At 64.4% G+C, this 4,593-nt stretch carries 5 protein-coding genes; 4 read left to right on the plus strand and 1 reads right to left on the minus strand.

Annotation, left to right across the window (positions count from 1 at the left end):
- Together EOA27_RS23390 and EOA27_RS23395 are read left to right on the plus strand one after the other, a co-directional pair.
- On the plus strand, window positions 1-318 hold a 318-nt coding region (locus tag EOA27_RS23390), incomplete at its 5' end, for a DUF3419 family protein (RefSeq protein WP_127257331.1).
- Window positions 315-980: a class I SAM-dependent methyltransferase gene (locus EOA27_RS23395; protein WP_126081980.1), complete on the plus strand. Its 666-nt coding sequence runs from the start codon at window positions 315-317 to the stop codon at window positions 978-980. The genes EOA27_RS23390 and EOA27_RS23395, both read left to right, overlap by 4 nt.
- Before the next feature lie 110 nt (window positions 981-1,090).
- On the opposite strand, the gene EOA27_RS23400 is transcribed toward EOA27_RS23395, so the two are convergent.
- Complete coding sequence (locus EOA27_RS23400) at window positions 1,091-2,473, minus strand: serine hydrolase (protein WP_126081979.1); 1,383 nt, start codon at window positions 2,471-2,473, stop codon at window positions 1,091-1,093.
- 292 nt (window positions 2,474-2,765) lie between these two features.
- On the opposite strand from EOA27_RS23400, the gene EOA27_RS23405 reads away from it, so the two are divergent.
- Window positions 2,766-3,557 (plus strand): GH25 family lysozyme, encoded by a 792-nt coding sequence (locus EOA27_RS23405; RefSeq protein WP_126081978.1) that lies wholly within the window; start codon window positions 2,766-2,768, stop codon window positions 3,555-3,557.
- Between the two features lie 184 nt (window positions 3,558-3,741).
- Window positions 3,742-4,593, plus strand: an 852-nt coding sequence (locus tag EOA27_RS23410; protein WP_127257334.1) for a lytic murein transglycosylase, incomplete at its 3' end; no start/stop codon positions are given.

Below are 4,593 nucleotides of genomic sequence, written 5' to 3' on the forward strand. Positions count from 1 at the left end.
ATCCACCACGCCAACCTGATCAAGTTCCTGGCCGCCAAGGACGCCGGCAGCGTCGATCGCTTCGTCCTGCTCGACGCGCAGGACTGGATGACCGACGACCTGCTCAACGCGCTGTGGACTGAGATCACCCGTAGCGCTTCGGTTGGCGCCCGTGTCATCTTCCGAACCGCGGCAGAACCCAGCCTGCTGCCCGGCCGCGTCTCCAGCTCGCTGCTAGACCAATGGACCTACGAGGCCGACGCCTCGCGCGAATTCTCGGCAAAAGACCGCTCGGCGATCTATGGCGGCTTCCACCTTTACGTGAAGCGCGCAGCATGAGCACGACGGAGCTGCCGGCCAGCCATGCCGAACTGATGGACGGCGTCTACCGCTGGCAGCGCCACATCTACGACCTGACCCGCAAATACTACCTGCTCGGCCGCGACCGGCTGATCGACGGGCTGGACGTGCCGCAAGGCGGCACCGTGCTGGAGCTCGGCTGCGGCACTGGCCGCAACATCGCGCTGGCCGCCCGCCGCTATCCCGACACTCGCTTCTTCGGCCTCGACATCTCGGCCGAGATGTTGGAGACGGCCAATGCCGCCATCGCTCGCGAAGGTCTCTCCGGCAAGGTCAAACTGGCGCGCGGCGACGCCACCGATTTCGACGCCAAGGCGTTGTTCGACGTCGAGCAATTCGACCGCGTCTTCGTGTCCTATTCGCTGTCGATGATCCCCGGCTGGGAGAAGACGATATCGGCAGCGCTGGCCGCGCTCGCGCCTGGCGGCTCGCTGCATGTCGTCGATTTTGGCCAGCAGGAGGGCCTGCCGCGCTGGTTCCGAACGATGCTGCGCGGCTGGCTGCGGAAATTCCATGTTTCGCCGCGCGCCTCGCTGCGCGACGTGCTTGAATCGGAATCGCAGCGCACCGGCGCAACCTTCCGTTTCAGAACGCTTTATCGCGGCTATGCCTGGCTCGCCATGATCGGATCCTCCAAATAGCAAGTGCTACTGGAGCAATTCCAGGAAAAGTGTGAGCGGTTTTCCGTCCGAAATTGCGTAAAAACAAACAGATAGGGCGTTTCGCCGTTTCTATGAAACGGTGAAACGCACTAGTGCAGCGCCTTCACCAGCGCTCCCACCATGGTCTGCGGCCGGTAGCCTAGCTTGGCCGGCGTCAGCCCAAGCCGCACCACCACCAGCTGCTCCGACGGAATGATCGCGACCGTCTGGCCGTCATGGCCTTCCATCCAGTAGGTGTCCTTGGGCAGACCGGCGGCAGCACCGGCGCCGGGCTTGTCTTCGTCGCCCGGGCCTTCGATCCAGAGCTGGCCTTTGCCGTAGACCTTCGACGCCGGCGCCGGCTCGCGCATCCAGTCGACGAAACCGGCAGGCAGGATCTGGTTGCCGTTCCAGGTTCCGCCCTGCAGCAGGAACTGGCCGAAGCGCGCCCAGTCATGCGCGGTGGCGTAGAGATAGGACGAACCGACGAAGGTGCCCTGCTCGTCGGTCTCCAGCACCGCGCTGTGCATGCCGAGCGGCTCGAACAGCGCCGTGCGCGGCCAGGCCAGCGCCTTGGCCTTGTCGCCGATCGCGTCCTGCCACAGCCGCGACAGCATCACCGCCGTGCCGCTCGAATAGGAAAACACCTTTCCGACCTCGCCGGTTAGCTGCTTGGCCTCGGCGAAGCCGGCCATGTCCGGCTCGAGATAGAGCATGCGCGTCACGTCGGCGACATCGCCATAATCCTCGTTGAATTCCAGCCCGCTCGACATCGCCATCATGTCGGCAACGCTGATGGCGGCGCGGCCATCGGCCTTCCACGCCTTGACCAGACCCTTGTTGTCGATCGCCATTTTGCCGTCCTTGACCAGCGTGCCGACGATCGCGGCATTGACCGTCTTGGTCATTGACCAGCCGAGCAGCGGCGTCTTGGCCGAGAAGCCGTCGCCATAACGCTCGGCGACGACGCGGCCGTTCTTCACCACCACGATGGCGCGCATGCCGGGTCCGGCCATGGCCGAGTCGTCGACGATTTTCGCGACCTCGGGATTTTGTGACGCATCCACGCGCTCGCCATCGGGCCAAAGCGCGTCCGCCTGCGCCGGTGCGGAAGCTGCCGCGCGCCGCGACGTCTGTCGCGCCTTCCCGGTGTCACCGTCGGGAACCGAGGCGCAGCCGACGCCGTCGCGTTCCACGGCGACGCTCTTGCCCAGCACCCACAGCAGGCCGGCGGAGACAAGTCCCCTTTCCTTGTCGACGGAGATTTTCATCAGCCTGAGCAGCGGATGGCCCGGCGCCTGCACGTCGACGGCCAGAACCTGGTTAGCGTCGCGGCCGGCAATGAAGACGTTCGAGCAGACGATCTTGGCCGAATAGCCGGCGCCGACTCGGATCAGTTCCGGCGGCGCGAAATAGAGCCAGGCGAAGAGCGCGACCACCGCCAGGATCACCAGGCCAAGCAGACACTTGATGAACTTCGCGACAGCCTGCATCTTTCCCCGCCTCTTTGGATTCGCCGGCACGATTTATGTCATCGATTTGCCGCCATTGCTTCCGCAAAATCACCGGCGTAGTCGAGCGCCGTCAATGGATTATCAACCATGTTCGGCGATCAACTTGTCCATGTCGCCCAAAATTGCACAGCGGTTTTGGGACAACGACATGGACGGACAAATAAGGCGGACGATCTCGTGGGGCGATCGTCCGGCAGGGGGACGCGAGGTTAGCGACCACCATCAGTAAAGGACCCATCAGCGGCCGGCTGAACCCGGCTCGGGGAATATCATGCGCCGTCTCGCGGCCATCCTGATGCTGACGCTGCTCTGCGCCTGCTCAACCGTCGACGACCTTTCGCCGTTGTCGCCATCCTTGCAGACGGTCACCGTGCGCGCGCCCAAATTCGAGGATTCCAAGCCGCATGAGTGGGACAGCGGCGCGCCATGGACCTACGCCATCCACGGCACCGATGTCTCCAAATACCAGACCTCGGTCGACTGGCCCACCGCCAGGGCCAGCGGCATCTCCTTCGCCTTCATCAAGGCGACCGAAGGCGGCGACCGCTTCGACGAGAATTTCAACGAGCACTGGGCACGCACCAGGGCAGCCGGAATCCCGCGCGCGGCCTATCATTTCTTCTATTTCTGCACGCCGGCGGAAGCCCAGGCGCGCTGGTTCATCGCCAATGTCCCAAATGACCCGTCAGCCATGCCGCCGGTGCTCGACATGGAATGGAACCCGAAATCGCCGACCTGCAGGCTGCGCCCCGATGCGGCCACCGTCCGCAGTGAGATGACCGTCTTTCTACAGATGGTCGAGCGTCACTACGGCAAGAAGCCGATCATCTACACCTCGGTCGACTTCTTCGACGACAACCAATTGGCGACGTTCCGCGGCTACCCCTACTGGCTGCGCTCGGTCGCAGGGCACCCGCGTGAGAAATACGGCAGCCATCCCTTCACCTTCTGGCAGTACACCGGCACCGGCATCGTGCCCGGCATGACCGGCAAGTCCGACATCAACGTCTTCAACGGCTCGGAAGCCGCCTGGAAGAAGTGGCTGCGGCAGAACACCCGTTGACATCGGCCCTCCCGCCTGCTTTTCGACACGGCGGGCGGCGAAACATGCAACCGCTGGTAATCCGGAGCGGCGCACTCGCGCGAGTGCATGGCGCGGCTCCTGGGCTTTGAAATCCTCGCATGCGCCTGTGCGGTCCCGACCCGGGATCACGATCAGGTCATGCGCCGGTCTCGAAAGGAAAGCGATGCGATTGCGCGTTGAAATCCTGGCGGCGCTTTTTGTCGGCGCGTTCGCACTGCCCGCGGCGGCGCAGGAATGCGGCGGCGACTTCGAGACCTGGAAGCAGGGTGTTGCGGCCGAAGCCAAGGCGGCCGGCGTCGGCGAAACCGGGCTCGATGCGCTGGAGGACGCCACCATCGACGAGCGAGCGCTGGCGCGCGACCGCGCGCAGGGCGTCTTCACCCAGACTTTCACCGAGTTCTCCAACCGCATGATTTCGGCCTACCGCCTGAAGCAGGGCGCGGCCAATCTGAAGAAATATGCCGAAATCTTCGACCGCGCCGACAAGCAGTTCGGCGTCCAGCCGGCCATCATCGCCGCCTTCTGGGGGCTGGAGACCGACTTCGGCGCCGTGCAGGGCGACTTCCAGACGCTGAATGCGCTGGTAACGCTTTCCCATGACTGCCGCCGGCCCCAGCTCTTCCGCCAGCAATTGGTGCCGCTTTTGACGCTCATCGATCGCGGCGTGCTGCCGGCCGACGTCAACGGCGCCTGGGCCGGGGAGATCGGCCAGACGCAGATCCTGCCGACCGACTATCTTGCCGAGGGTGTCGACGGCGATGGCGACGGCAAGGTCGATCTCAGGAACAGCGTGCCGGACGTCATCATGACGACCGCCAACAAGATCATGTCGCGCGGCTGGAAGCGCGACCAGCCCTGGGTCCAGGAAGTGCGCGTTCCCGACGACATGCCATGGGACCAGACCGGCCGCACCAACAAGCTACCGCTGTCGCAGTGGGCTCAGTGGGGCGTGACCGAGCCCAACGGCAACCCGCTTGTCGACAATGGCCTGAAAGCCGGCCTGGCGCTACCGATG

Source organism: Mesorhizobium sp. M2A.F.Ca.ET.037.01.1.1 (assembly GCF_003998075.1).
Lineage (GTDB): Bacteria > Pseudomonadota > Alphaproteobacteria > Rhizobiales > Rhizobiaceae > Mesorhizobium.

Bases quoted from the DNA above. Each gene is read 5' to 3' on its own strand.
- EOA27_RS23395 (WP_126081980.1), top strand. From the start codon at position 315: ATGAGCACGACGGAGCTGCCGGCCAGCCATGCCGAACTGATGGACGGC.
- EOA27_RS23400 (WP_126081979.1), bottom strand. From the start codon at position 2,473: ATGCAGGCTGTCGCGAAGTTCATCAAGTGTCTGCTTGGCCTGGTGATC.
- EOA27_RS23405 (WP_126081978.1), top strand. From the start codon at position 2,766: ATGCGCCGTCTCGCGGCCATCCTGATGCTGACGCTGCTCTGCGCCTGC.